The sequence below is a fragment of the Bacteroidota bacterium genome (genome assembly GCA_013360915.1).
GTDB lineage: Bacteria > Bacteroidota > JABWAT01 > JABWAT01 > JABWAT01 > JABWAT01.
This window is the reverse complement of sequence record JABWAT010000001.1, coordinates 107314-132021: the sequence shown is the minus strand read 5'-3', so window position 1 is coordinate 132021 and position 24708 is coordinate 107314. Positions and strand designations below refer to the sequence as shown.

The following is a 24708-nucleotide window of genomic DNA, read 5'->3' as shown; positions in this document are numbered from 1 at the left end:
CAATGACTGATAAAGAGCTTCGGATCACCAGTTCCACCACCAATCTTCAGCAGATCCGGGATTTTATTCAATCGGAATGCGGAGCTGTTGGTTGCCCGGAACCCGAGATCTACAAAATCCAGCTGGCCGTGGATGAAGCATGTACCAATGTGATCAAACACGCCTATAAAAACGACCCGAATCACCCGATTACCATCCGACTGGATTTCGAAGGAAATACCCTTGAAATCTGCATATCGGATCAGGGGGTTCCATTTGATGCAAGCCATTACCACACTCCGGATCTTGCCAATTTTATCAAACAACGTAAAAGGGGTGGACTCGGAATTCAGCTGATCCGATCGCTGATGGACGAGGTGAGGTATGAGCGACAGAACAACCAGAATCGGGTAACACTGGTTAAAACCATCCGGTCATGACGCCCGAAGCCGTTTCAACCATTGACCTGAAGTCGCTGTTTGAAACCTCGCGGCTGTTTAATTCAACCACCGATCCTTCCTTCATCTGTGAGCATTTACTCAGAACGCTCATGGGTAAACTGCTCGTCACCCGCGGAGCTGTCTTTACCAGCCATGCAGATACTCCCGACCAGTTGATGACTCTTCAGGCACGGAAGGGAAACTTCCGAAGCGACCTGCCTTCTGCAATAACCTTTCATGATCTCTGTGAATGGGTGGACCGTGAAGGATTGAAGGGGTATGACCTCCGGTCTGATGGACAGTTAACCGGCTATGTGGTACTGGGTAAACCCATGGGTGACCGGCCGGTGTCGGCCGATCAGGAACAATTTGTTTTATCTCTTCTCGAATTTTCTGCCTCAGCGCTTGAAAGTTCGGTGCGGTTTGATGAAGTCAAAAAAGCGCGTCAGGCTCTTGGCCGGAAGGTACATGAGCTCCGGACCCTGTATGAACTCAGCCAGGCTTTGAACGGACTGCAGGATCCCGGATCGGTGTATAATCTTTTTGCATTAACCATTCTCGGGCAAGGGCATTACTCGGGCGTTTTTCTGTACCGGCAGGAACATGCCAATGAACCACACTGGATTCAGGTTTACCGAAGGGGAGGAAAGATGGCCCCCTCGTTCCATCCGGAAGAATGTGTGAAAAAGCATATCAGTGTCTGGCATCCGGGAAGCGCGGTTCACTCGCAACTGGCCGGCGAAGGAAAAGAAACCCTGATTACCATTCCGTTGAAAAACCCCGACCCAATGATTCTGGTGCTGAAACAGAATCCGGCTCTTAAGGATCAGGAACGTGCCCACATGGAATTCTATCAGTCTCTGGCACACCTGCTAGAGCTGACCTGTACCAATATTGATAATTACCGTCAGGCCCTCAGGAAAAATGAACTCGAAAAGGATCTGGCCATTGCCCGTGACATTCAGAATAACCTGCTTCCGTCGACGTTCCGGGGATTTGAGCCACTCGATGTTTACGGCGTGAATATACCAAGCCAGGCAGTGGGAGGAGATTATTTCGATGTCTTCCGCCTGGATAAGGACCGGGTGGTTCTGGCCATTGCCGACGTGACAGGCAAGGGAACTCCGGCCAGCCTTCTGATGGCCAATCTGCAGTCAATGATACGGCTCATCCTTCAGTACCCGCCCGATCTGAGTGACATGACACGGCGTATCAATGATATTATCTATCAGAATACGGCTTCCGATAAATTTATCACCTTCTTCTGGGGAATTCTGGACCTGTCCAACCAGACATTTACCTACGTGAATGCAGGTCATAATCCACCCTATCTGCTGCATCAGGATTCGGTGAAGGAATTATCGGCTGGTGGCGTTATCTTAGGGGTTATGCCGGCTTTCATCCCCTATGAGCAGGAGACGGTTTCGTTTGGACCGGGGGATCGCCTGCTGATTTTCACCGATGGAGTCACCGAAGCCATGAACCCCGAAAAAGCGGAGTTCGGCGAAGCGGCAGTTCTGAAAAGACTGACTTCATGGAGCAGTGAATCCAGTTTACAACTAACCGAGCAGTTACTTGCCGACATCCGGACTTTTGCAGCCGGCGAGTCACAAAGCGACGACATTACCATTATTACCGTTCAATGGCCCCAACTTTAAAAATACTGGTGACCGGACTGCTCGTCCTGGCCTGTTCGTCACCCCGGGAAACCACACAGACTCCTGCTCCTGCGCCTCCGCCGGCTGCGGAACCAGCTCCTGCACCAACTCCTGCAGTCTGGGATACCGATTTCCTGGCAGAATGGATCGGAGCACGCAATCTGGATGTGACCACCTGCTACGAATCAATTAAGGTCAGAGTACCCGAAACCGGCGGAAAAATCAGAGTCCGGCTGCGGTTCTCTCCCGACGGTCATCTGGACAGTCTGGTGTTTCTTTCCAATTCAACCGGCAGTGCCGATCTGGAAACCTGCATGAAACGCCGGATGAAGAACTGGCGTATTCCAAAAGGAACCGGTTCCGAACCCATCTGGGTGGAAGTTCCTTATGAATTCACCGACTGGATTTCGGGCGGTGATTCGGCAGACAGTATCCGTACCGCGCAGGAGATCCGGGATATCTCTCTTTCCAATCAATCCATCATCGGGCAATGTCTTGAATCGGCCACCAGCATCAACAAATCGGGAACACTTTCGGTCGGTATCGCCTTTTCCATTCAACCCGATGGTTCGGTCCGGGATGTGCGTGTGACCCAGTTACCCGAAGATGATGAAAGTTTAGAGCTTTGTATTCTCAACCGGGTCAGGCAGTGGAAATTCCGACCGGTGAACTCGTCGGTCATTCAACCATTTTCTATTACTTACACCTTTACTTTTTAGGACAGACATGAGCATCAGACAGAGCATTGCCGATCAGATGAAAGACGCCATGCGGCAGAAGGATTCGGTCAGGCTGGATACGTTGCGCTCCATCAAAGCAGCGTTGCTTGAAAAGGAAATTTCCCTTCGCCAGGGAGGAGCTGCCGAACTGAGTGACGCTGAAGAACTTCAGGTGGTGACCAACCTGGCAAAAAAGCGCCGCGACAGCATCGAACAGTTTACAGCAGCAGGCCGGACCGATCTGGCAGAAAAAGAATCGAAAGAACTGGCCATTCTGATTACCTTTCTCCCAGAACAATTATCGGCTGAGTCGGTGGCCAAACGCCTGAAGGAACTGATTGCAGAAACAGGCGCTACCTCCATGAAAGATCTTGGTAAAGTCATGCCTCTGGCCATGAAAGAATTTAAAGGCCGCGCCGATGGCAAACTCGTTCAGGACACCCTGAAAACCCTGCTTGGCGGATGATGCTAAACTGGCTGGATTACCTGCTGATTGTGGTAATGGGAGTTGGTTTTATCACCGGCTTCCTTTCCGGATTCATGAAGCAGTTCTTCGGACTTCTTTCCTGGATTCTGGCCATTGCAGCAGCGGTCTATCTGGGTGATTCGGTTAATAATCTGCTCAGGCCACTGCTTCCCGAACCCGCCTGGATGTACCCCGCTGCTGGATCGGTTCTTGCATTCATTGTCATCTTTGTTTCAGTGAGCCTTGCAGGAAAATTCCTGGCCGACGGAGATGGTCCACTGGCTTCCGGGGTGATGAACAAGGTGGGTGGAGGTCTGCTTGGCATGTTAAAATCTGGGGCCATTCTGGTTATACTCTGCTGGTTGCCTCAGGTCATCAACTGGCCTTCCCGCGATCAGATTGATCAATCCGTCCTGTTTGGTCCCTTTTACCATTATGTGACTTCCTTCCTGAATCCAGGTGCCTTTTTCATCCGCATCACATGACCTTTCAGGTTTCTGAACACACCATTCAGCAGCTCGAATTCACCGATCTGCTGGCAACCGTCCATTCCTGTTCTCAGTCGCCTGCAGCCCGGCGATTACTCGAAACACCCGACTTTCCGTCTTCTCAAGCGGACCTGCTTCTAAGTATGAACCGGATTTTCCAGGCCCATGCCTTCATCAGGTCTGTTCACCCGATCCGGCATGCCGACTGGTGTGATCTCACCGGCATTGAACCAACCTGGGTGATCAGAGATAAGGTGATTGCCGCAGAGGACCTGCGCCTGATACAGCAATTGCTTCTTGTTCATGAAGATCTGGCAGGAAAACTCCGTAGCGTCAGCACCGAGTATCCCGATCTGGCGGGTCTGGTGGCCTGGCCTGATCCGCTGAAAGACCTGCTTAAACGCTTCGAACGAGTCTTTGAACCAGATGGATCCATTTCGGATCGTGCATCCGGACTTCTGGGATCCGTCCGATCCGAAATAAGGGTGATCGAGAACCGCATTGCTTCACGTGCAGGAGCCCTTCTCAGGGAATTCAGCGAGAATCATTACCTCAGCGGACAGCAGCTCACCATCCGGAATGGCCGGTTGGTTCTTCCGGTTCTGGCCGAACACAAGCGCCGGATCCGCGGGTTTATTCATGACATCAGCGGCAGCGGACAGACGGTTTTCCTCGAACCCCAGGAACTGGTGGAATTGAACAACGACATACTGGAATTGCGAAGTGAAGAGAAAAAGGAAATTCACCGGATTCTGAGTGAACTGAGCCATCATGTCAGGAATTTCAGGGAAGAAATAACCGCCATTGATGCTGGTCTGATCCAATTGGATGTCACCCAGGCCTGGGCATCTGCACTGGAACCGCTGAACCTGGTGATTCCTCAGATTGCTGATGAGCCACGTTGGGTATTACAACAGGCCATTCACCCGGTCCTGTTTCTGAACAAACGAGGGAAACGGGAAGGGGTGGTTCCTCTGAACCTGACCCTTGGTGAGAGTGGAGACCAGTTTATTGTCATTTCAGGTCCGAATGCCGGCGGAAAAACCGTTGCCATGAAATGCCTGGGCCTGCTTCAGCTTCTGGTTCATGCAGGAATACCGGTCCCGGCTGCGGAAGGAACGGTTTTTCCATTGTGTGAATCGGTGGTTTGCGTCCTGGGAGATGCGCAGTCGATTCAGGACGATTTATCATCATTCAGTGGGCATGTCGGCGCCATCCGGAAGGTACTTGATGTGCCTGCAGGTACACGGCAGCTGGTTCTGATTGATGAAATCACCTCGGGAACCGACCCCATTGAAGGACAGGCGCTTGCCATTGAACTGGTTGAAGAAATGCTCTCAGACGGATTCTACGGCATCATCACGTCCCACTATCCGGACCTGAAATTACTGCCTCAGACCGATCACCGGGTGGTCAATGGCAGTATGCTGTTCAACCTGTCAGCCCTTCAGCCCACATTCGAATTCAGAAAAGGAATTCCGGGAAGCTCCTATGCATTGGAACTGGCCAGCCGGATGGGATTGAGTGACCGTCTGGTTTCTCGGGCCCGGAACCGGCTTTCGCTTCAGTCGGGAGATACCAGTCAACTGGCCCGGCAGTTGGAAAGCGAACTGGAAAAACTGGCAGAAGATCGCCGCCATCTGATGGAACAGGAATCGCGTATTCGACAGATTGAATCCGATCTGGAACGGAAAAAGCGGGAGACTGAGCAGGAAGCGAAGGAAATCAGAAAAAGGCTGACCTCTGAATTCCGTCAGCTATCCGACGAGCTGCGCAGAACCATCTGGCAGCAACTGGATACCTTGAAACAGCAAAAACCTTCCGATCTTGGGAAAAGCAGAAGGGAACTGGAACAGATCATCGAATCAGCTGCCGAATCTGATGTTCTTTCTCAACCCGAAGTGCCTGCCTCCGCCTTTGTGGTCGGACAGGCGGTTACCATCCGTGGTGGCAGTCAGTCGGGAGAAATTCTGAGCATCAATTCCGGAATCGCGACGGTTCTTGCCGGAACCTTCCGGTTAAAAGTACCTCTGAAAGAATTGGTTCCGGTGGGTAAGAAAGCTTCCAGACCGGTTTCGTCCCAGGTTCAGGTTCCGCCTCTGGCGGGTGATGTGCAGTTCGAAATCAACCTGATCGGATTAAAAGTACATGAAGCGCTGGATCGGCTGGATTATGCTATTGCTGATTCCATTGCAAAACAGTTACCAAGCTTGCGGATTATTCACGGGAAGGGAACCGGTGCACTGCGGAAAGCCGTCCATGACTACCTTAAAAATGCCCCCTCCGTTGCCCATTTTGAACTGGCTCAATGGTATGAAGGAAGCACGGGTGCCACGGTGGTGACCTTCAGATAAAAAGTGGCTTTTATGGCTATTTGATTCTAAATATGGCTCGCTTATTTTTATCGGGTCGGTAGGATCACCCTTTGGGGTGATGACGACACACTGTGCGTGTATGTACCTTTGTATTGCCTCTTAAAACTAACCAAAAGGATTGATATGAAAAAAGTTGCCCTTCTCCTTCTTGCTCTCGCCATCGGAGCTTCTTCGGTCATGGCTCAGGCCAGCGAATCTTACAAAAAAGGACAGATCGCCGTTGCTGGTGGTATTGGTCTTGCTGCTACTCTCGGTGGAAACCCTCTTTGGGTCAGCGGTGAATATGGCTGGTCTGAAGAAATTGGTATCGGTGCTGCAGCTGCTATGTCCAGTTATGAATACACCGCTGGTTTGTGGGACCTGACCTTCTATCAAATCGGCGTCTATGGTATTTACCACAAAGATTTCCTCAAAATGGCCAATCTGGATACCTATGGTAAAGCTGGCGTTGCCATGATCATCGGTTCATGGGACTATCAGGGAAGCGGTACTGCTCCTACCGAGCCTACCATTGGTGGCTTCGGATATGATATCGCTGCAGGTGCGAACTACTATTTCATGCCTAACCTGGCTGCCAATGTTGAACTCGGCTTCGGTCTGGCACTGATCAAAGTCGGTGTTCAGTATAAACTCTGATCTGACTTCGTAATTGTTTTCCGGAAGGGGATGCCTCCTTCCGGACCTCTTTTTCCCTCCTGTCTGACCCTCTTGCACTATTACCGTATTGTTACTAAATTGGTATGTCCGATTAAAAAACGGATAACCCAAAAACCAAAACAAAACGGAGTCTTGTAATGAAAAAAGTTCTCTTTGTCCTCGCACTGGTAGCTGTAGCATCTGTTGCAACTGCCCAATCGGCCGGTAAATATGGTTTCAACGTTGCTTATGGCGGCGGTGGAAGCAATATCGCGGTTACTTACCACCTGAGTGATATGCTTGCTCTTCGCCCGGGTCTTGGATATACCTCAAATGACAATGGTACAACTGTTTCCACAAGATTTACGGTAGGTTCTGATGTACTTTACTATCTGAGCAATGCCGATGGAATGGGCATGTATGTTGGTGGCGGATTCAGTTATGTTGCCAAGTCGACTGACAAACCTGAAACATCAGATTCAGAAATGGATTTCAAAGGATTACTTGGCTTCCAATATGCCCTGAATGCTAAATTGGGTGTATATGGAGAAGTTGCCTTCTCCTACACTTCTCTCTCTGGAGACAGTGGTGATTCCAGTTCTCTGGGTACAAAAAACTCAGGTGTTGGTCTGATTTTCTATCTGAACTGATTGCCTCGCTTTGTTCCCCGCAAAAGTCCGGTTCTGCCGGACTTTTGCATTTATACCCCTTTCGACTGTTCGTTTTCTCACCGTTCCCGTCTTAATTTCGCCGGATGCAAATGAAAACATACCGGATCCGGTCGGATGTACGCCAGACCCCGCAAACCGAGACGTTGCTCGCCGGACTGAATCCGCAACAGGCGGCTGCTGTTTGTCATGGAACCGGTCCTGCCATGATTATTGCCGGTGCAGGTACCGGTAAGACCAATACCCTCGTTCACCGGGTGGCCTGGCTGATTGCACGTGAAAACCGGCCCGACCAGATCCTGCTACTGACCTTTACCCGTAAGGCCGCCGATCAGATGCTGAACCGGGTGGCTCAACTGGTGACGACCCCCCGTCCGGTCGCAGGAGGAACCTTTCACGCCACCTGTAACCTGATTCTGAGGGAGTTTGGCGGTTCCATCGGCTATCCGCCCGGATTTACCATTCTGGATCAGCCCGATGCGCAAGACCGGATCGATGTGATCCGCAGTGGCTTGCTGAAAAATTTCCCAAAAACGCGGTTTCCCAAAAAGGCCACGCTTTTCGATCTGTTTTCCACACACCGGAATACCCACACACCGCTGGATGAACTGGTGTCGCGCGATTATCCGCAGTTCGTTCCCACTCTGGAACTGATTGTGAAACTGTTTCAGGACTATCAGACCATGAAACGGCGGTTTGCACTGGCCGATTATGACGATCTGCTTTTTCTGACCCGTGATCTCATTGAAACGGTACCATCGGTTCGTGAAACCCTTCACAACCGGTATCGCCATATTCTGGTGGATGAATACCAGGATACCAATCCGGTACAGGCCGATCTGGTCGAAGCCATCGCCGGAAAAACCGGGAATCTCATGGTAGTGGGCGATGATGCCCAGTCCATCTATAAATTCCGCGGAGCCGATTTTAAGAATTTTCTGGAGTTTCCTGTCAGATTCACACAGGCAGCGGTTTACAAACTCGAAGAAAATTACCGGTCCACCCAATCCATTCTCGATGTGGCGAATGCGGTCATGGCGCAGGCTACCGAGAAGTTCGACAAGGTTTTATTTACACGTAAACCTTCAGGAACGCTGCCGGCCATTATTCAGGCACCCGATGACAGTTTCCAGAATCAGTTTATCGTATCCAAAATCCTCGATCTGCGTGAATCGGGCGTGGGACTTAATCAGATAGCGGTCCTTTTCCGCAATGCCAGAAACTCCTATTCGCTCGAACTGGAACTGAATGCCCATCAGATCCCCTATGAAAAGCGGGGAGGAAATAAGTTTTCCGAATCGGCCCACATCCGAGATCTGATTGCCTTTTTGCGCCTGTCGGTGAATCCGAAAGACATTGTGTCCTGGAACCGCATTCTCACCATGGTCGATGGAATCGGTCCAAAGAATGCCGAAACCATTCTGCAGCAGCTCGAAAACGAAACCGATCCGGCCCGGTTGCAACTCTCGCCTCGGTATGCCATTCAGGTCAAAAGCATGCTGGGGTTGGTGGCGGGTCTTGCTGCAGAAGAGCCACTTTCAGATAAAATTGAACGACTCACGGGCTTTTATCAGCCATTGTTCGAGAAACGTTATTCTGAAGACTATCCGAAACGCCAGAAGGATCTGGATGCTTTTCAGGCCATTGCCTCCACTTTCAGAGATACCCAGGATTTTCTGATGCATCTGGCGCTGGAACCGGTCGATTTTTCCCAGACTGATACGCTGGCCACCACCCCCGATGAACCCCCGCTGATTCTTTCCACCATTCATTCCTCAAAGGGACTGGAATGGCATACAGTGATTCTGATGGATGTGCTCGATGGGGTCCTTCCATCCACCTTCAGTCTGGATGATCAGGAATCACTCGATGAAGAACTGAGGCTGTTTTATGTGGCTGTGACCCGGGCAAGGGAAGAACTGTATCTGGTTTATCCAGCCGTACAGTACCACCGTCAATTCAATGATTATTTCAGCCGGCCATCCCGGTTTATTGATTCCTTGCCAGCGAACCTGACCGAATCCTGGGTGCTCGAAACCGGAGACCCTGAACCCCCGAAAGGATTAACCGAATGAAACCAGCGAAACAAAAACCTGCTTTTGATGTCGATTTGTGGGAAAAACTCTATTCCGCCCTGATTCTTATGGGCGTGCTGACCATTCTGACGCTGGTTGTTAAGCACAGTATGGATGCTTTCAGTTTTGATGATGTCGTTACCAGAACCATTCGTTTTTCAGTTCTGATCAGCTTTCACATGTCCATGGCTGCATTTGGGGCGGGTATCTTCATTTTTCTGTTGTGGAAAATCCGGTTCAACCGGGTACCGGCCGCAACCGTCTTTTCGCGTTCCATGAGAGTCTATTTCATCATATTTGGTCTGATTCTGATCCTGGATGTATTTGTCGGATTCGGTCGCGGGCTGGCCGACCTGGATGGTTTTCTCATGGGTCTGAGTCTGGGATCGGGATTTTTGCTGGCCCTGATCGTCTTTTTCCTTGGAAAGGTGCTTTAACATGCCTCCCATCAGAAAAGTCCTGATTGCCAACCGCGGGGAGATTGCGGTCCGCATCATCAGGACGTGCCACGAGATGGGTCTGGAAACCGTCGCTGTTTTTTCGGAACCAGACCGGACCGCTCTTCACGTCCGAATGGCCGATGAGGCCATTCCGTTGGGAGGTGAGAAGTCTGCTGACAGCTATCTGGTGGTGGAAAAACTGCTTGATGCTGCCCGGCGGACCGGCGCAGATGCCATTCACCCCGGCTACGGGTTTTTAAGCGAAAATGCTGCCTTTGCCGAGGCTGTGGGCAAAGCAGGACTGATCTTCATCGGGCCTTCACCTGAATCCATCCGGATGATGGGAGATAAAACTTCCGCCAGACAAGCTCTGACCGGAACGTCGGTTCCGTTGGCACCGGGTACCCGGGAGGCCATCCCATCGTTGGAAGAAGCGGTAAAAATCGCTGCCTCAATCGGCTATCCGGTTCTTGTGAAAGCCTCGGCCGGGGGTGGCGGAAAGGGAATGCGGATCATTCAATCAGAATCGGAATTGGAAAAGGGATTTCTTGCTTCTAAAAATGAGGCACGAAATGCCTTCGGAGATGACAGGGTTTACATCGAGAAATACCTGACCTCGCCCCGGCATATCGAATTTCAGATTCTGGCCGATTCACACGGAAACATTGTCCACCTGTTCGAAAGGGACTGCTCTATTCAGCGGCGGCATCAGAAAGTGGTCGAGGAAGCACCCAGTCCTGTTCTGACGCCTGACCTGAGACAACGGATGGGAGCAGCCGCTGTGGAAGTGGCCCGTCGCTGCAATTACACCGGGGCAGGAACAGTCGAGTTTCTGCTCGATTCAAACCAGCAGTTTTACTTTCTTGAAATGAATACCCGTCTGCAGGTCGAACATCCGGTTACCGAGTGGATCACCGGGCTTGATCTGGTTCGTGAGCAGATTCGAATCGCCAACCGAGAACCGCTGGCCTTCCGTCAGGAGGACCTGACCATTCGCGGACATGCCATCGAGTGCCGGATTTATGCCGAAGATCCCATGAACCAGTTTCTACCCGATACAGGTCGTGTGCATCTTCACCGGATTCCATCCGGGCCCGGGATACGGGTCGATTCAGGAATTGTGGATGGTATGGAGGTTACGGTCTTTTATGACCCGATGATTTCCAAACTGTCTGTCTGGGATCAGACCCGGGATGGAGCCATCCGGCGGATGAGCCGTGCCTTGGAAGAATATTCAGTTTCGGGAGTCCAGACCACGATACCCTTCTGTCAGTTCGTAATGCAGCATGAAGTCTATCAGCGCGGTGAGGCCACCACCCATTTTATTCAAACCTATTTTAACCCGGATTCCATCGAAATCAATGAAGAAGGCATACTGAAAGCTCTTGCAGTTGCTGGCTTGAATGCCTGCCATTGGTTTGCCCGAAAGGAACCGCCGGTGCTGTCTAACAGTCAGCCCCTTTCTTCTGATGGATCGGTTTCACTCTGGAAAACACGCCGGAGGTATCCATGAACTATCTGGTAACCATCAGGGATAAAGTCTATTCCTTCACTGTAACCGGGTTTCTTAAAACGAGCGAACCGGGTGACCTCCAATCCATCGATCTGGTTCCGCTGGATGCCAACCGGTATTCGGCCATCATCGGTACCCGCAGCTACGTTTTTGAATTGTATCAGCGGTTGGACCAGTTGTATCTGGTTTACAGAAATCACCAGTTCCGGTTAAACGTTGCGAACGAGCGGGATCAGCTGGTCAACCGGATGAAAAAAGTCAGCTCAGACACACACGGGGCCGTGACGGTAACCGCCCCCATGCCGGGACATGTCACTAAACTTCATGTATCGGCCGGTGTGCGGGTGACCAAGGGAGATCCGTTGCTGGTACTTGAAGCCATGAAAATGGAAAATGACATCCGGTCGCCGGCAAGCGGAACCATTCAAACGGTTCACGTTGCTGAAGGAGCGACTGTTGAACGGGGAACCACTTTACTGGTGATTCACTGATGAAAGTCTTTCTTACAGGTGCATCCGGATTTATCGGAAACCAGATTCTACGCCGGTTGCTGGCAGACGGGCATGAGGTTACCGTGCTGGTGCATTCCCGGGCTGTGGAACCCATTCCCGGTTTTACTTTCAGGGAAGTCAGAGGCCATCTGACCGATCCGGAGGAATTGACACACCTCATGGCTGGTCATGAGGCCGTGATTCATTCTGCCGGACTGATTTCTTTCAGAAAGCGTGACAAGGCCCGTCTGTTCGAAACAAATACCATGGGAACCCGGTCGGTTGTTCTTGCCTGTAAGCTGTCCGGCGTAAAACGTTTGATTCATGTGGGAACCGTGGCGGCGCTGGGAGCAAGTCCGGTCCACGGTTTTTACAAACCCACCTATCCTTACAACCTGAAATCTCTTCGGGTAAACTATTCCATCACCAAGTATCTGGCTGACCAGGAAGTGATGCGGGGTTTCTACGAAGGATTGGAAACCATCATTCTGAGTCCGGGCAATGTCATTGGTCCCGGTGATATTCACCGGTCGAATCTGTCGCATTTCAAAGCGGGAAGGGCCCCTTTGCCCGTTTCACCTGCCGGTGGTGTATCGGTGGTGGATGTGCGAGATGTGGCCGATGTATCGGTCATGGCACTGACCGGAGGCGTTCCCGGATCCAGATATGTGCTGTCTGCGGAAACAACGACCTATGCGGGCTACCTTGACCTGATTGGCGGAAGGCGGGGACGAGTGATCTTACCCCGTTGGCTGAATCTTGCGTTGGGATATGGAGCCGAACTGATCAGTTCGGTAACGGGCTTACGCCTGCCGCTGACCATTGAAAAGGGACGGCTCTCCGGGTATTATTTCTGGTTCGATGGATCAGAGACCGCCCGTACCTTTCAGTTTACCTACAGACCAATCCGGATTTCAGTGAAAGATTCTCTGGACTGGTACATGAAACAGGGAGTTCTATCTTAATGTCAGACAATCGTTTATCGTGGGAGGAATACTTCCTTCGTATTGCAGAAATGGTATCGGAACGATCGACTTGTAACCGGGCCAAAATCGGGGCGGTGATTGTCCGGGACCGGTCCATTCTGGCTACGGGTTACAACGGAAGTCCGAAAGGTCACCCCCATTGTACCGATGTCGGCTGTCTCATTTACACCACAACCGATCCGGGAGGGGCTGCTGAGGAGAATTGTTTCCGGACAATTCATGCCGAGATCAATGCCATTACCCAGGCAGCCAAGAACGGGACCTCCATCGACGGTGCCGATATTTTCATCACTGCTTCACCCTGTTATCACTGTCTTAAAACCCTGATCAATTGCGGAATCCAGCGGGTCTATTACCGCAAACCCTACAAAATTGACCGGATTAAGGCCTTAACCGACGGTTCACCGATTGAATTGATTCAGGTGACCTGATCCGGCCGGAATTCCATCTGATTACTTAGCGATTCTGATCTCTTTTTTTTAAATTTGGGATTATTCTTTCAAAGGAATCCCAATACATGAGTTCAAATGCCATCCGGCTGGATGTGAATCTGGCTGTTTCTCACGATCCTGAAGTCAAACACCTGCTCCATATCTCAAAACTGCAGGAATTTCAGCCCCTGATTTCAAAATACCACGACGAAATCACCGCCGAGAAGAAGGCCCGCAAAATCCGGTTTCAGGAATTGCCTTATCAATCCACCGAACATATCAAATCATTCAAATCATCAGTTCAGGGAAAATTCGATACGCTGGTTGTCCTGGGTATCGGAGGCTCGGCTCTGGGTAACATTGCGCTGGCTTCTGCGCTGACCCATTCCTATCAGCAGATTAAAAATCCGGGTGGATTGCGGTTGTTTGTAACCGATAACGTTGATCCGGACTGGTTTCTCGATCTGTTTGATGTAATCGACATCAACAAGACGTTGTTTAACGTGATCTCAAAATCGGGTGGTACCGCCGAGACCATGTCGCAATTTCTGTATGTCTGGGAAGTGCTGAAGCAGAAGTTGGGTGACAAAGCGGCCGATCACATGGTGGCTACCACCGATGCAAAGGCAGGCTACCTGCTCGATATCGCCAATGAACTGAATCTGAAAAAATTTGTGGTTCCAGAAGGAGTCGGCGGTCGTTTCTCCGTTCTTTCCGATGTAGGATTGCTGTCTTCCGCCCTGATCGGGATCGATATCGATGAATTGCTTCGTGGTGCGGGCGATATGGAAAAACGCTGTTCCCAGGCCGACCTGTTCCAAAATCCGGCCTACCTGAATTCACTGATTCATTTTCTTTATGATGACGTGATGAACAAGTCCATTTCCGTCATGATGCCTTATTCTTCCACACTTCGTTACATGGCCGACTGGTATGCCCAGCTGTGGGGAGAAAGCCTGGGAAAACGATTCCGTCTGGATGGACACGAGGTTTTTGCTGGTCAGACTCCGATCAAAGCTGTTGGTCCGACCGATCAGCACAGTCAGGTGCAGTTGTACTGCGAAGGTCCCGATGACAAGGTCTTTACCCTGATTGAAGTTGAGAAAAACAAGCGGGATATCCGTTTCAACAATCCGTTTAAAAACAATCCGGGAACCGATTACCTCGATGGCCGGACCATGAATGAGCTGATCCGGGCTGAGTTGCACGGTACGTCCATTGCGCTGGCCGATGCCGAACGTCCGGTGGTGAAACTGATCCTTCCCGAAGTAAACGCCTACACGGTTGGTCAGTTTATCATGCTGTATGAACTGCAAACGGCCATGTCTGGTAAATTATATCAGATTGATCCGTATGATCAGCCTGGCGTCGAAGCAGGGAAGAAAGCAACCTTTGCACTGATGGGACGTCCCGGTTATGAGAAAGAGAAAAACCGGATTGAGACTTCCTATCCGTTTGATCCATCCTATCTGATCTGAGTAATGGGGTCTTTCACCCGGGAAGAGCGGATTATGCGCCGGGTGATTGGCCTGGCAAAACGAGGTACCGGAATGGTCAGCCCCAACCCATTGGTCGGGGCTGTGCTGTTTAAAGACGGGATCAGGATCGGTGAGGGGTACCATCAGCAGTTTGGGGGACCCCACGCCGAAGTGAATGCCATCGGATCGGTGGAATCACCCTCCGATCTGCGGGGCTCCGAACTCTTCGTCAATCTCGAACCCTGCTCCCATTGGGGAAAGACACCACCCTGCACCCGGTTGATCATAGAATCGGGCATTAGGAAAGTGTATATCGCCAATACCGATCCGTTTCCTCAGGTTAACGGAGAGGGGATCAGGCAGCTCAGAGAAGCTGGAATTGAGGTGGTGACAGGGGTGATGGAGCGGGAAGGTGCGGAATTAAACCGGGCATTCTTTCATGCTCAGACGCATCGGCGTCCGTGGGTAACCATAAAAGTGGCCACCACCCTCGATGGCCGCATGGCCACCCGGACCGGCGACTCGAAATGGATCACCGGTGAACTGGCCAGGGAAGATGTGCAATGGCTCCGGTTTGCTCACGATGGAATCCTGACAGGTGCCGGTACGGTTCGGACAGACAACCCATCTCTGACCGTCCGGCTCAAAGGGATTTCGAAGCAACCCTGGAGGATTATCCTCGATACAAAGGCGGCGCTTCCTCTCACCTCGCAGGTTTTTTCGGATAGCTGGTCTTCAAGGACTTTGTGGTACACGTCTGCTTCACCCGATGACGGGCGCGAAAGAATCCCGGTTAACGAGGAGAATGGAAAGGCCGACCTGGCACAGGTGATGAAGGATCTCTTTGGCAGAGGTATTCATCTGGTGTTGGCCGAAGCAGGACCTACGCTGGTGTCTTCGCTTATCAGGACTGGTTTTGCTGATGAACTGATTATTTATATGGCGCCAAAACTGACCGGAAACGGTCCCGCTTTTTTCCGGGCGGATTCCGGAATGGATCGCCTTGCCGATGCGTTGGTACTTGAACCGGTTTCGAGCAGCGCAGCAGGGCACGATCTGAAATTAACTTACCGGTTCAGGAGATCATGATGTTTACAGGTTTGATTGAAGAAGTCGGAACCATCGAAAAAGTGGAGTTCATCGGCAACGGACGGAGACTGACCGTATCAGCCTCTAAAACGATTTCCGATCTGAATGTGAATGATTCCATTGCAATAAATGGTTGCTGTCAGACCGTGATTGAGCGGTCCGGACAAACTTTTTCCTGTATTTCCATTGAAGAAACCCTCTCCAAAACCACCCTGGGAGACCTGGTGACCGGATCACGGGTGAATCTTGAACGGCCGCTGCTGCCCGATACACGGATAGGCGGTCACTTCGTCATGGGACATGTGGATACCGTCGGGACAGTGGTCAGCCGGACCGATCTGAGCACCAGCTGGATGTTTGACATCCGGTTTCCCGAGTCCTTCAGGCCATATATCATCAAAATCGGATCGATTGCCGTTGATGGGACCAGTCTGACCGTTGCCAACCTTGAGGGCAATGTCTTTACGGTAGCCATCATTCCGCATACCATGGATATGACGATTTTTCCATCGTATCAGGCAGGTTCAAGGGTAAATCTTGAATTTGATCTGCTTGGAAAATACATTGAAAATATTTTAGTAAACCACCCGGAACGCCTCTCAGGATGGCTTCCGGTCGCCCCAACCCGTTCATAACAGACAACTGGATTTTTTATATGGACCCCAAAAAACGTTCACATTACCAGGAACCCGAAGAGGCCTACCGGCCCATGGGATCCTCCTTCAGCAATGGATTGGAAAACTTCAGAGAGTTTGTCCGTAAAAAACCCATGGTCGTGCTCGGTGCGGCCTTCGGAATCGGTCTGCTGATTGGTCTGATGACGACGCGTTCCAAAAAGCAGGATGATCCTCAGAAATAGCCGGTTTTCACGTTTGAAAACCCCGGTCACAGCACCGGATGATCATCTGGTCCGCCAGATTGATGATCTGAAAGCCCGGCTGTATGTGGCAGAATCGGAAGACCGACAGGCCGATCAGCTCATCAAGGCTCTTTTTATGGGCTCAGGTGGGTTGTTTTATGTGATTGGCGTGATTCTGGCCGGCTTTATGGCTGCGTTGGTTATTGGTTTTGCCCTGCAGATTCTGCTCTACGTGGTGTCGGCTTACATCATGCTTGTTCTTACCACCGGCTTTATCCTGCTGGTCGCCAAGCCTGCCTGGTTTACCAGGTTCATCCGTTCAAATTTTAATGCCTTTATCAGGAATCAGGATCAGACATGACACAGGAACCCACCACCGCCGAACTTAAACTCGAAATCGAACGCCTTCAGAATGAACTGAGAGAAAGGGAACAAGCCCGTCGGGATGTGGAAGGGTTCCCCCCCATGGTCGACATCACTGGATTTGTCGACAAGAATCCGTTGGCCGCCGCTGCAATTGCGCTTGCTTTGGGTGTAACCGTTGGCTACCTGCTTAAAAATACCCGGGTTCTCGATATGGTTGCCGATAAGTTGGGAGAAACCATCGAAAAAGGTGCTTTCGACGAACAAACCGTCCAATCCCTTCTCTCCAGATTTCTTAAATAACGGTGTCCGGATTCCGTACATTCATTTTTTGGTTTGGTGAAGTCACCCTCTTTGCCCGCGATACCGGACGGGCCCTGATCAGGTACCCGTTCGAGTGGAGACAATTCTGGCTGCAACTGGATGCCATCGGGACCGGATCCCTGCTTCTCGTCGGAATCTCGGGACTGGCCATTGGTGTGGTCCTCTCCATGCAATTCAATGCCACTCTGGCCAGATTTGGCGCCGAAACACTGCTTCCTTCCATGATTTCCATTTCAGTCATCCGTGAAATCGGTCCGATTATCACTGCTTTGGTGGTTGCTGGCCGTGTTGCCAGCGGAATTGGTGCTGAACTGGGGTCCATGCGGGTGACCGAACAGATTGATGCCCTCGATGTCTCTGCGGTCGATTCTTTTAATTATCTGGTGGTTCCCCGAATCATGGCAGCCATTCTGGCCTTGCCTCTGCTGACCATTTACTGCGATGTGATTGCCATTCTTGGCGGTTATATCGGGATTCTCATCGAGCGATCGATTTCTTTTTCTGAGTACATCACTTCAGCCATCCGGTTTCTGGGACTCGATGATATTGTTCCCGGGGTCCTGAAAACCACGGTTTTCGGTCTGATTATCGGATTCATTGGCTGCTTCAACGGATACAAGACCACGGGCGGAACAGTCGGGGTCGGTTTGTCGGCCACCAATGCCGTGGTGATCGGATCGCTGCTGATCATCGTAGCAGAAGTGGTTCTCGTCAAAATTTCCTTACTCTTTTTCTGATGATTGAATTCAGGAACGTCCACAAATCCTTTGGTGATCTGACCGTCCTGAACGGGATCACGGTAACCTTCAGAAAAGGGGAGACCACCGTCATCCTCGGAAAGTCCGGAACCGGGAAATCCGTTCTGATCAAACATATAGTGCGTCTGCTCGATCCTGATGCAGGATCGGTTTTAGTTGAAGGGACCGATCTGGCTGGTCTTTCGGATACCGGTCTGCAGGAATTCAGGAAGACCACTGGGTTCCTTTTTCAGAGTGCAGCCTTGTATGATTCCCTGTCGGTTTATGAAAATATTGCTTTCCCCATGAGACGCCATCTGATGCTTCATGAAGACGAAATCAGAGGCAGGGTGGAGGAATCGTTAAAGTGGGTAAGTCTTGAAGGGGCCATCGGAAAAATGCCTTCCGAATTGTCGGGTGGTATGCGGAAACGGGTGGGATTGGCCCGTTCTTTAATCCTGAATCCCTCCATAATTTTATATGATGAACCAACCACCGGCCTCGATCCCATCACAAGCAGTGAAATCGCTGAACTGATCAAAACGCTTCAGCACCGGTTTGGTACCACTGGTCTGGTGGTGACTCATGACATGCCATGTGCATTCAGGGTGGCCGATCGGGCCATTCTGCTGGCAGATGGTCAGTTGGTTTTTGATGGTGATATTCAGAACTTACCAATTTCTGATCATCCGCTGGTTAAGAATTTTTACGAAACCAGTCTGGCAAAAAGGTAAACTGTGGCACTTTCTTCTGCATCTGTTTTCCGGCTCGGCATTTTTGTCTTCCTTGCCTTTATCGTCTTCTTTGTCGGAATCATCAGTCTGGGTGACCGAAAGGGATGGTTCGATGAAACCACGGTTATCAATGCCCGATTTACCGATATCAACGGACTCGAAACCGGTGCGCCGGTTCGTATTTCCGGTATCAATGCCGGAAAGATTCTGAGCATTCTTCCGCCCAGGAAGTTAGGGGATCAGGTGACAGTCGAAATGGAGATCAGCCGCAAATTTGATCCGCTGCTGAGAACCGATTCACGTGCACGGATTGAAACAGAAGGATTGGTCGGCTACAAACTGATTATCGTTGAACCCGGAACGGAATCCGCACCGCCCGTTGAGCGGAACGGAATGATTCAATCTCTGGAACCCGTCAAGTTTGCCGATATCACCCGGCAGTTTTACGATGCATCCAGCGACATTGCCAGCATCGTAAAAACCATTGATGCCATCGCCGACTCGGTCCGGAAGGGCAAGGGAACCCTTGGAAAACTGGTGAAGGATGAAAGTCTGTACCGGAATCTCTCCAGTGCAGCAGTTTCGGTGGACAGTGCCTTTAATGCCTTCAATGATCAGAGCCGGAAAATTGCTGAGATCGTTTCGCAGGTATCGGTGTCTGTATCTGAGATCATGGATAAAATCAACCGCGGCGAGGGAACCGTGGGTAAACTGGTTTCCAGTGATTCGTTGTATGCAGATATCCGCACCAGCACCACCGAGTTTATTGATGTTGTTAAAAAACTCGAAGATGGTGTGTTTGCCTTTTCAGAAAACATGGAAGCTCTGAAACGGAACTGGTTTTTTAAAGGCTATTTCGAGGATCGGGGGTATTGGAGTCGTGAAGAATTTACCCGGATTGATGAAAGCCTGACCCTACGCCGCCTTGAACTTGAAGAAATGAAAAACGCCCTCAGCCAGAAATTACTCGACATTGAAAAACGGGAAGCTGCCCTCCGCAAAGCCGAAGAAGAAGCGGCCCGCCGGAAGTAAATCCAAACGTCTGAAACAACTGGCCGGTTCGATCCGGCAGCTTGATATACCGGGAACCTCGGCGGCGCTGGCGTTTCATTTTTTTCTCTCCTTCATTCCCACCGTTCTTATCCTGTCTTTGCTTTACCGCGAGTTGGGTGCCGATACCGGAACCGTTGCCTCTGGTATCGGCATACTCAGTTCCTGGCTTCCACCTGTGCTTCGTTCCGGATTTGATTCCATGGGGCCTCTGATTGGAAAGATACCCGTTTCGGGATTTCTGGTTACCTCGGTGGTGCTGTTTGCCTGGTCATCCACTTCAGGAATCAGCCGGTATTTCAGGTTTCTGGAAAAGCATTGCGGAAAGGAAGGTTATACCAGAGCCTGGCGTATCCGAAGCCGGGCCATTGCCTTGATTCTGCTGCTTGGAGCCTTGGGTGGCGGTCTTATCTGGCTGCTTGGATTCGCCCCGGCAGGACAGAATGACGGGACAGCCAATCCTTGGTTCTGGTACCGGGTGGTAATGGTGACTGTGTTTGTTTCGACCTGTCTTTTTGTTCTGATCAAGGTGGGGACCCCGCTTCCGCTCAGAAGCCGCAGGGTGGCCATGATCACCGGATTCACAGGAACAGTCTGGGTATCACTGACCCTGTTTCTTGATCAGCTGATCGGATTCTCGGATCCGATCCAGACCAGCGCCGGGCATTTTGGGGCAGTATTCATTTTTCTGTTATGGTTATATGCCACCGCCATTCTCATGGTCATTGCGGGTGCATGGGCTTCCACGGTGGTAAAAACTCATCGGTAAAGTTGAAGAAATCCTGCCCAAATCGTTTCTTTGCACAAATCAGAAAAGGAAGAAATGAACCCCACGGCCCCTGCTGCCCGTCTCGTTCTCGAGAATGGCACCGAAGTACGCGGTACGTCTTTTGGCGCCCGCACCGACCGGTTTGGAGAATTGGTCTTTAACACCTCCATGACTGGTTATCAGGAAATTCTTTCCGACCCGTCTTACTGCCGGCAAACCATCATTTTTACCTACCCGCATATCGGGAATTATGGAGTCAATGAAGAGGATATGGAAAGCCGCCTGCTTCATGTGACCGGAATGGTCTGCCGTGAAGTTTCAAAAACCGTTTCAAACTGGCGCGCCACCCATTCCTTGCCGGACTTTCTTAAGAAACACAATATTCCTGGTATCGAAGGAGTCGATACACGGTTTCTCACACTCGCCATCCGGAATGAAGGTGCCATGCGGTGTCTCATTACCCACGACATGGATACCCCGGTTGCTGAACTGGTTCAGAAAATCAAGGAAAGTCCCGACATGGTGGGAGCCGATCTGGCTTCGGAAGTAACCACTCGTGAATCTTATGTTTATAAACCCGATCATCAGTTAAGCGGATATGATCAAAACGGACAACCCGATACCAGATTCCGTGTTGTTGCGATAGATTACGGCATCAAACAAAACATTCTCCGAATCCTTAATCAGACCGGATGCGAGGTCACCGTTCTGCCTTCCTCGGCTTCATTGGAAGAAATCAGGTCTTATCAGCCGCAGGGAGTCTTTCTTTCGAACGGACCCGGAGATCCCGCGGCTGTTACGTACACCATTCCGGTGGTGAAAGAACTGATCGAATCGGGCATACCTGTTTTTGGAATTTGTCTCGGACATCAGATTGCCGCTCTGGCTTTGGGCGCAAAAACGTATAAACTGAAATTCGGGCACCGGGGAGGGAATCACCCGGTTAAGAACCTGAAAACCGGTGCCATTGAAATAACCGCCCAAAATCATGGCTTTGCTGTTGATACAGACAGCCTTCCCTCCGGAGTTGAACTGACTCATCTTAACCTGAATGACCAGACCGTTGAGGGGATCCGGCACAGGACCCTCCCGTTTTTCTCTGTTCAGTACCACCCGGAAGCATCACCTGGGCCGCATGACAGTCACTATCTGTTCAGGGACTTTATCAGTCTGATGAAAGACCGGATGGTTCCAGCCTGACTACCCGGGGAGAATGACCACCTTCCACTTATAAATCGGAGAAAACCATGTCGTACATGAAAGGACGGCTTTTACCTTATAAGAATACCTTTCCCAAACTCCATCCATCGGTATTTGTCACCGAAGGATGTTACATCATTGGTGATGTTGAAATCGGTGCAGGCAGCAGTGTGTGGTTTGGTTCTGTGATCCGTGGAGATGTGTTCCATATCCGGATCGGGGAGCGGACCAATGTGCAGGATGGGTCGATAATTCACGTGACACATGATCAGTTTCCGACGCTGATCGGAAATGATGTGACCATCGGCCACGGTGTGATGCTGCACGGATGTACCGTACATGATTTTGCTCTGATTGGCATGCGCGCAACCATTCTGGACCAGGCCGTTGTTAATAAAAATTCCCTCGTTGCAGCAGGAACGCTTATCCGTGAACGGTTTGTGGTTCCTGAAGGCGTTCTGGTGGCCGGCGTTCCCGGCAAAATCATCCGGGATCTGACCCCGGCAGAAATCGAAGGTCTGCATCAGTCCTCTCTTAACTATCAGAATTATGTGAAATCCTATCTGGAAATGGAAAAAGCCGGGTGAGTCGCCCGGCTTCACAAGCCGAGCTGTCGGCAGCCTCCGCCCTTTTTCAGAAAAAATTCCGTAAAGAAACGGGCACCTTTCTGGCAGAAGGCATTCATCTGATCACAGACCTGGCCCGGCATCCGCAGTGGGTCGAAAAAGTTTTCTGGTATCCCGGCGAGGAAACCTCTCTGCCTTCCTGGTTAAAACCGTTTCCTGAATCCTGTATCAGACTGGTTACACTGCGTCAGCTTGAAAAATTGACCGAAACCGGCCACCCTCAGCCTGTGGTGGCCATCGTCAGAAATCCGTGGGCTGGTTATCAGCTTTCCCAAACCGGTGTAAAAAAAATTCTGTGCCTTTTCAATGTTCAGGATCCTGGTAACCTGGGGACGCTTATCCGGACGGCTGCCTGGTTTGGTTGGGATGCGGTTCTGCTGACACCAGACTGTGCCGACTGGACTTCACCAAAGGTGATACGAAGCACGGCGGCCTCGTGCTTTTCGATCCCGGTTGTGAACGATGACCGTGAATTGGGGCTACTGAACCAACTGGCACTTTCGCACCGCATTTACCGTCTGGAAATGGATGGAAGTCCCATCAGATCTGTCAGTTCCCAACAGGACCCGTTGGTTTTGCTGGTTGGAAATGAGGCTCATGGTTTCCGCAGTATGCTGGCCTCCCGGATTCCCGAAACGGCCATTTCAATCCATATCAGCGGAAAAAACCCACTAATCGATTCACTCAATGCCGGTGTCGCCGGTGCGATTGCCATCTATGACTTCTCAGGTAACTGATCATAACAGGCCGGTGGCCGTGGTAACGGGTGGAATCCGACGTCTCGGATTGGCGATCACGCGTCATTTGCTTATTTCCGGCTATCGGGTGGTTGGCACTTCACACGAGAAGGAACCCGTACTGCCTTTCGACCTGGCTGACCACCCCTGTTTTCATTTTTTTTCACTCGACTACTGTAACCTGAAGGCTGAGGATTATATCGCCACAGTCGGACAAATGGTAACCCTGTCGGGTGGTTCGCCGGTGGTTCTGATTAATAATGCGGCCGTGATCAGGGAAACCAGGCTTGGGACCGTTAATGATTCAGATTGGGAACAACTGTTTGCCATCAACCTGAAAGGGTTGTTTTTCCTGACCCAGGCTCTTATTCCACATATGAAAACCGGGCACATCATCAACATCGCCGATACAGCAGGCAGTCTGAACTGGACCCGTTATCTGGTTTATTCGCTCACCAAGTCGGGTGTAATCCATCTGACCCGGCAACTGGCGATTGCCTGTGCACCTTCTGTTCAGGTCAATGCCATTGCTCCCGGGACTGTCATCCCATTCGATGCAGCAGGAGAAGAAGAACTGGCCTTCGCAAAATCCCGGTCTCTGCTGAACCGGATCGGCTCTCCCGAGGAGGTGATCCGGTTGATTGATGTTATCCTGAAAAGTACCTTCATGACTGGTTCGGTATTAACTGTTGACGGGGGACGTGCACTGCTGTGAAAGAATTGATCCGGTTTGTTAATCTGGGGGTAAAACCCTATGAAGAAACGCTTGTGCTTCAGAGAAAGCTGGTTGAACAACTCCACTCAGACAACAGCAGCGATGATGTCGTTCTTTTAGTAGAACACCCTCACGTGTTTACAGTGGGAAGGAAAAAGGACGCCCTGCAGAATGTGCTTAATCCCGGTGAAATACCGGTGATTGAAATTGAACGGGGTGGTGATGTAACCTACCATGGCCCGGGACAATTGGTTATTTATCCGATCATGAATCTGGAAGCCATTCACACCCATCTCGATTTTTACCTCAGAAGTCTTGAAGATATCGTGATCAGGACTCTGAGTAAATGGGGAATAAAAGGCACCAAAGTAAAAGGTTATACCGGTGTATGGATAGGAGACCGGAAAATTGCCTCCATCGGGATTGCCGTTAAAAAGTGGATCACCTTTCATGGCATTGCTCTGAATGTCAACACAGATCTGTCTTATTTTTCCCGCATTCAGCCTTGCGGTTTAAACGCTGAAGTCATGACATCCATGCAGGCCATAACAACCCGGGAAATTCCCATTGATCAGGTCATTTACCATCTGATTAAGGAATTTGAACAGGAATTTAACCGGACGGCCTCATTGATTCCTGCAGGCGATTTAACAGTCTGAAGG

General features: G+C 50.8%; 29 protein-coding genes. All 29 read left to right on the top strand.

Annotation, left to right across the window (positions count from 1 at the left end; translation table 11 throughout):
* Positions 1 to 2 precede the first annotated feature (2 nt).
* Complete coding sequence (locus HUU10_00610) at positions 3 to 419, top strand: ATP-binding protein (GenBank protein NUQ80085.1); 417 nt, start codon at positions 3 to 5, stop codon at positions 417 to 419.
* Complete coding sequence (locus HUU10_00605) at positions 416 to 2077, top strand: PP2C family protein-serine/threonine phosphatase (GenBank protein ID NUQ80084.1); 1662 nt, start codon at positions 416 to 418, stop codon at positions 2075 to 2077. Before HUU10_00610 ends, HUU10_00605 begins: the two co-directional genes overlap by 4 nt.
* On the top strand, positions 2062 to 2796 hold the full coding sequence (locus tag HUU10_00600) for an AgmX/PglI C-terminal domain-containing protein (GenBank protein ID NUQ80083.1): 735 nt from the start codon (positions 2062 to 2064) through the stop codon (positions 2794 to 2796). Before HUU10_00605 ends, HUU10_00600 begins: the two co-directional genes overlap by 16 nt.
* A 7-nt stretch (positions 2797 to 2803) precedes the next feature.
* The gene (locus HUU10_00595; protein ID NUQ80082.1) at positions 2804 to 3262 is read left to right on the top strand and encodes a GatB/YqeY domain-containing protein; all 459 of its coding nucleotides are present in this window, start codon (positions 2804 to 2806) and stop codon (positions 3260 to 3262) included.
* A complete protein-coding gene (locus tag HUU10_00590; protein ID NUQ80081.1) occupies positions 3259 to 3747 on the top strand; it encodes a CvpA family protein in 489 nt (162 codons plus the stop codon). Before HUU10_00595 ends, HUU10_00590 begins: the two co-directional genes overlap by 4 nt.
* Positions 3744 to 6104, top strand: coding sequence for a Smr/MutS family protein (locus tag HUU10_00585; GenBank protein NUQ80080.1), 2361 nt, complete (start codon positions 3744 to 3746; stop codon positions 6102 to 6104). The genes HUU10_00590 and HUU10_00585 overlap by 4 nt, the downstream gene beginning before the upstream one ends.
* 144 nt (positions 6105 to 6248) lie before the next feature.
* A complete protein-coding gene (locus tag HUU10_00580) occupies positions 6249 to 6761 on the top strand; it encodes a hypothetical protein (GenBank protein NUQ80079.1) in 513 nt (170 codons plus the stop codon).
* A 158-nt stretch (positions 6762 to 6919) separates the two neighbouring features.
* On the top strand, positions 6920 to 7411 hold the full coding sequence (locus HUU10_00575; protein NUQ80078.1) for an outer membrane beta-barrel protein: 492 nt from the start codon (positions 6920 to 6922) through the stop codon (positions 7409 to 7411).
* 110 nt (positions 7412 to 7521) lie between these two features.
* Positions 7522 to 9504: an ATP-dependent helicase gene (locus HUU10_00570; GenBank protein NUQ80077.1), complete on the top strand. Its 1983-nt coding sequence runs from the start codon at positions 7522 to 7524 to the stop codon at positions 9502 to 9504.
* Complete coding sequence (locus HUU10_00565; protein NUQ80076.1) at positions 9501 to 9941, top strand: hypothetical protein; 441 nt, start codon at positions 9501 to 9503, stop codon at positions 9939 to 9941. The genes HUU10_00570 and HUU10_00565 overlap by 4 nt, the downstream gene beginning before the upstream one ends.
* 1 nt (position 9942) lies before the next feature.
* A complete protein-coding gene (accC, locus tag HUU10_00560) occupies positions 9943 to 11457 on the top strand; it encodes an acetyl-CoA carboxylase biotin carboxylase subunit (protein ID NUQ80075.1) in 1515 nt (504 codons plus the stop codon).
* The gene (locus tag HUU10_00555) at positions 11454 to 11948 is read left to right on the top strand and encodes an acetyl-CoA carboxylase biotin carboxyl carrier protein subunit (GenBank protein NUQ80074.1); all 495 of its coding nucleotides are present in this window, start codon (positions 11454 to 11456) and stop codon (positions 11946 to 11948) included. Before accC ends, HUU10_00555 begins: the two co-directional genes overlap by 4 nt.
* Positions 11948 to 12913 (top strand): NAD-dependent epimerase/dehydratase family protein, encoded by a 966-nt coding sequence (locus HUU10_00550; GenBank protein ID NUQ80073.1) that lies wholly within the window; start codon positions 11948 to 11950, stop codon positions 12911 to 12913. The genes HUU10_00555 and HUU10_00550 overlap by 1 nt, the downstream gene beginning before the upstream one ends.
* The gene (locus tag HUU10_00545) at positions 12913 to 13365 is read left to right on the top strand and encodes a dCMP deaminase family protein (GenBank protein ID NUQ80072.1); all 453 of its coding nucleotides are present in this window, start codon (positions 12913 to 12915) and stop codon (positions 13363 to 13365) included. The genes HUU10_00550 and HUU10_00545 overlap by 1 nt, the downstream gene beginning before the upstream one ends.
* Positions 13366 to 13451: 86 nt before the next feature.
* Entirely contained in the window at positions 13452 to 14843 is a 1392-nt protein-coding gene (locus HUU10_00540) for a glucose-6-phosphate isomerase (protein ID NUQ80071.1), read from the top strand.
* A gap of 3 nt (positions 14844 to 14846) precedes the next feature.
* Positions 14847 to 15932: a bifunctional diaminohydroxyphosphoribosylaminopyrimidine deaminase/5-amino-6-(5-phosphoribosylamino)uracil reductase RibD gene (gene ribD / locus HUU10_00535; GenBank protein ID NUQ80070.1), complete on the top strand. Its 1086-nt coding sequence runs from the start codon at positions 14847 to 14849 to the stop codon at positions 15930 to 15932.
* Entirely contained in the window at positions 15932 to 16567 is a 636-nt protein-coding gene (locus tag HUU10_00530; protein ID NUQ80069.1) for a riboflavin synthase, read from the top strand. Before ribD ends, HUU10_00530 begins: the two co-directional genes overlap by 1 nt.
* Positions 16568 to 16587: 20 nt before the next feature.
* Positions 16588 to 16791: a hypothetical protein gene (locus tag HUU10_00525; GenBank protein ID NUQ80068.1), complete on the top strand. Its 204-nt coding sequence runs from the start codon at positions 16588 to 16590 to the stop codon at positions 16789 to 16791.
* A 13-nt stretch (positions 16792 to 16804) separates the two neighbouring features.
* On the top strand, positions 16805 to 17152 hold the full coding sequence (locus HUU10_00520) for a hypothetical protein (protein NUQ80067.1): 348 nt from the start codon (positions 16805 to 16807) through the stop codon (positions 17150 to 17152).
* A complete protein-coding gene (locus tag HUU10_00515; protein ID NUQ80066.1) occupies positions 17149 to 17457 on the top strand; it encodes a hypothetical protein in 309 nt (102 codons plus the stop codon). Before HUU10_00520 ends, HUU10_00515 begins: the two co-directional genes overlap by 4 nt.
* Positions 17454 to 18215, top strand: a complete 762-nt coding sequence (locus tag HUU10_00510) for an ABC transporter permease (protein ID NUQ80065.1) — start codon at positions 17454 to 17456, stop codon at positions 18213 to 18215. The genes HUU10_00515 and HUU10_00510 overlap by 4 nt, the downstream gene beginning before the upstream one ends.
* Positions 18215 to 18949: an ABC transporter ATP-binding protein gene (locus tag HUU10_00505; GenBank protein NUQ80064.1), complete on the top strand. Its 735-nt coding sequence runs from the start codon at positions 18215 to 18217 to the stop codon at positions 18947 to 18949. Before HUU10_00510 ends, HUU10_00505 begins: the two co-directional genes overlap by 1 nt.
* A gap of 3 nt (positions 18950 to 18952) precedes the next feature.
* Positions 18953 to 19981 (top strand): MCE family protein, encoded by a 1029-nt coding sequence (locus HUU10_00500; GenBank protein NUQ80063.1) that lies wholly within the window; start codon positions 18953 to 18955, stop codon positions 19979 to 19981.
* Entirely contained in the window at positions 19923 to 20768 is an 846-nt protein-coding gene (locus tag HUU10_00495) for a YihY/virulence factor BrkB family protein (GenBank protein NUQ80062.1), read from the top strand. The genes HUU10_00500 and HUU10_00495 overlap by 59 nt, the downstream gene beginning before the upstream one ends.
* A 54-nt stretch (positions 20769 to 20822) precedes the next feature.
* Complete coding sequence (gene carA, locus HUU10_00490; GenBank protein ID NUQ80061.1) at positions 20823 to 21968, top strand: glutamine-hydrolyzing carbamoyl-phosphate synthase small subunit; 1146 nt, start codon at positions 20823 to 20825, stop codon at positions 21966 to 21968.
* A 47-nt stretch (positions 21969 to 22015) separates the two neighbouring features.
* Positions 22016 to 22555, top strand: a complete 540-nt coding sequence (locus tag HUU10_00485; protein NUQ80060.1) for a gamma carbonic anhydrase family protein — start codon at positions 22016 to 22018, stop codon at positions 22553 to 22555.
* Positions 22552 to 23331, top strand: coding sequence for an RNA methyltransferase (locus tag HUU10_00480; protein NUQ80059.1), 780 nt, complete (start codon positions 22552 to 22554; stop codon positions 23329 to 23331). Before HUU10_00485 ends, HUU10_00480 begins: the two co-directional genes overlap by 4 nt.
* Positions 23312 to 24046: an SDR family oxidoreductase gene (locus tag HUU10_00475; GenBank protein ID NUQ80058.1), complete on the top strand. Its 735-nt coding sequence runs from the start codon at positions 23312 to 23314 to the stop codon at positions 24044 to 24046. Before HUU10_00480 ends, HUU10_00475 begins: the two co-directional genes overlap by 20 nt.
* Positions 24043 to 24705, top strand: coding sequence for a lipoyl(octanoyl) transferase LipB (gene lipB / locus HUU10_00470; GenBank protein ID NUQ80057.1), 663 nt, complete (start codon positions 24043 to 24045; stop codon positions 24703 to 24705). The genes HUU10_00475 and lipB overlap by 4 nt, the downstream gene beginning before the upstream one ends.
* Positions 24706 to 24708 lie beyond the last annotated feature (3 nt).

Excerpts from the sequence above, each read along its gene's own strand:
- HUU10_00610 (NUQ80085.1), top strand. The coding sequence starts at position 3 with ATGACTGATAAAGAGCTTCGGATCACCAGTTCCACCACCAATCTTCAG.
- HUU10_00605 (NUQ80084.1), top strand. The coding sequence starts at position 416 with ATGACGCCCGAAGCCGTTTCAACCATTGACCTGAAGTCGCTGTTTGAA.
- HUU10_00600 (NUQ80083.1), top strand. The coding sequence starts at position 2,062 with ATGGCCCCAACTTTAAAAATACTGGTGACCGGACTGCTCGTCCTGGCC.
- HUU10_00595 (NUQ80082.1), top strand. The coding sequence starts at position 2,804 with ATGAGCATCAGACAGAGCATTGCCGATCAGATGAAAGACGCCATGCGG.
- HUU10_00590 (NUQ80081.1), top strand. The coding sequence starts at position 3,259 with ATGATGCTAAACTGGCTGGATTACCTGCTGATTGTGGTAATGGGAGTT.
- HUU10_00585 (NUQ80080.1), top strand. The coding sequence starts at position 3,744 with ATGACCTTTCAGGTTTCTGAACACACCATTCAGCAGCTCGAATTCACC.
- HUU10_00580 (NUQ80079.1), top strand. The coding sequence starts at position 6,249 with ATGAAAAAAGTTGCCCTTCTCCTTCTTGCTCTCGCCATCGGAGCTTCT.
- HUU10_00575 (NUQ80078.1), top strand. The coding sequence starts at position 6,920 with ATGAAAAAAGTTCTCTTTGTCCTCGCACTGGTAGCTGTAGCATCTGTT.
- HUU10_00570 (NUQ80077.1), top strand. The coding sequence starts at position 7,522 with ATGAAAACATACCGGATCCGGTCGGATGTACGCCAGACCCCGCAAACC.
- HUU10_00565 (NUQ80076.1), top strand. The coding sequence starts at position 9,501 with ATGAAACCAGCGAAACAAAAACCTGCTTTTGATGTCGATTTGTGGGAA.
- accC (NUQ80075.1), top strand. The coding sequence starts at position 9,943 with ATGCCTCCCATCAGAAAAGTCCTGATTGCCAACCGCGGGGAGATTGCG.
- HUU10_00555 (NUQ80074.1), top strand. The coding sequence starts at position 11,454 with ATGAACTATCTGGTAACCATCAGGGATAAAGTCTATTCCTTCACTGTA.
- HUU10_00550 (NUQ80073.1), top strand. The coding sequence starts at position 11,948 with ATGAAAGTCTTTCTTACAGGTGCATCCGGATTTATCGGAAACCAGATT.
- HUU10_00545 (NUQ80072.1), top strand. The coding sequence starts at position 12,913 with ATGTCAGACAATCGTTTATCGTGGGAGGAATACTTCCTTCGTATTGCA.
- HUU10_00540 (NUQ80071.1), top strand. The coding sequence starts at position 13,452 with ATGAGTTCAAATGCCATCCGGCTGGATGTGAATCTGGCTGTTTCTCAC.
- ribD (NUQ80070.1), top strand. The coding sequence starts at position 14,847 with ATGGGGTCTTTCACCCGGGAAGAGCGGATTATGCGCCGGGTGATTGGC.
- HUU10_00530 (NUQ80069.1), top strand. The coding sequence starts at position 15,932 with ATGTTTACAGGTTTGATTGAAGAAGTCGGAACCATCGAAAAAGTGGAG.
- HUU10_00525 (NUQ80068.1), top strand. The coding sequence starts at position 16,588 with ATGGACCCCAAAAAACGTTCACATTACCAGGAACCCGAAGAGGCCTAC.
- HUU10_00515 (NUQ80066.1), top strand. The coding sequence starts at position 17,149 with ATGACACAGGAACCCACCACCGCCGAACTTAAACTCGAAATCGAACGC.
- HUU10_00505 (NUQ80064.1), top strand. The coding sequence starts at position 18,215 with ATGATTGAATTCAGGAACGTCCACAAATCCTTTGGTGATCTGACCGTC.
- carA (NUQ80061.1), top strand. The coding sequence starts at position 20,823 with ATGAACCCCACGGCCCCTGCTGCCCGTCTCGTTCTCGAGAATGGCACC.
- HUU10_00485 (NUQ80060.1), top strand. The coding sequence starts at position 22,016 with ATGTCGTACATGAAAGGACGGCTTTTACCTTATAAGAATACCTTTCCC.
- HUU10_00475 (NUQ80058.1), top strand. The coding sequence starts at position 23,312 with ATGACTTCTCAGGTAACTGATCATAACAGGCCGGTGGCCGTGGTAACG.